The organism is Streptomyces anatolicus, from assembly GCF_019400875.1.
Lineage (GTDB): Bacteria > Actinomycetota > Actinomycetes > Streptomycetales > Streptomycetaceae > Streptomyces > Streptomyces anatolicus.
The window spans coordinates 1-752 of sequence record NZ_WMBF01000874.1 but is presented as its reverse complement, the minus strand read 5'-3'; the positions used below and the strand labels follow the sequence as shown (position 1 = coordinate 752).

Below are 752 nucleotides of genomic sequence, written 5' to 3'. Positions count from 1 at the left end.
GGGTGGGCGTGAGGGTGCTCATGCCGTGGCTCCTTCCGGCTGGGGGGCGGTCGTCGTGGTGGCGTACTCGACGGAGTCGCGGGTGAGGTCCATGAAGGCCTGCTCCAACGACGCGGTGTGCGGGGTGAGTTCGTGGAGCGGGATGTTGTGTGCGGCGGCGGTGCGGCCGATGTGCTGGGCATCCGCGCCGCGTACGTCGAGGACGCCGGGGGCGCCGGTGGTGATCTGTACGCCGGGGCTGGCGAGCAGTTCGCTCAGGCGTCCGGCCTCGGGGGTGGCGACCTTGACGGCGCCGGAGCCGGAGTCGCGTACGAAGCGTTCGACGGTGGTGTCGGCGAGGAGTGTGCCGCGGCCGATGATGATCAGGTGGTCGGCGGTGAGCGCCATCTCGCTCATGAGGTGCGAGGAGATGAGGACCGTACGCCCCTCGGCGGCGAGGGACTTGAGGAGGTTGCGGATCCACAGGACGCCCTCGGGGTCGAGGCCGTTGACGGGCTCGTCGAGGATGAGCGTGGCCGGGTCGCCGAGCAGGGCGGCGGCGATGCCGAGGCGCTGGCCCATGCCGAGGGAGAAGCCCTTGACGCGTCTGCGGGCGACCTCGTCGATGCCCGCGAGGCGCAGGACCGTTTCGACGCGGCTCCTGGGGATGGAGTGGGTGTGGGCGAGCGCCATCAGGTGGTGGTACGCGGAGCGGCCGGGGTGGACGGAGCGGGCTTCGAGGAGGGCGCCGACTTCGTGCAGGGGGGCGGGGT

At 71.8% G+C, this 752-nt stretch carries 1 protein-coding gene; it reads right to left on the bottom strand.

The window, feature by feature from the left end:
• Positions 1-18: 18 nt before the first annotated feature.
• On the bottom strand, positions 19-752 hold a 734-nt coding region (locus tag GKQ77_RS33075; RefSeq protein ID WP_219692833.1), incomplete at its 5' end, for a DUF8746 domain-containing protein.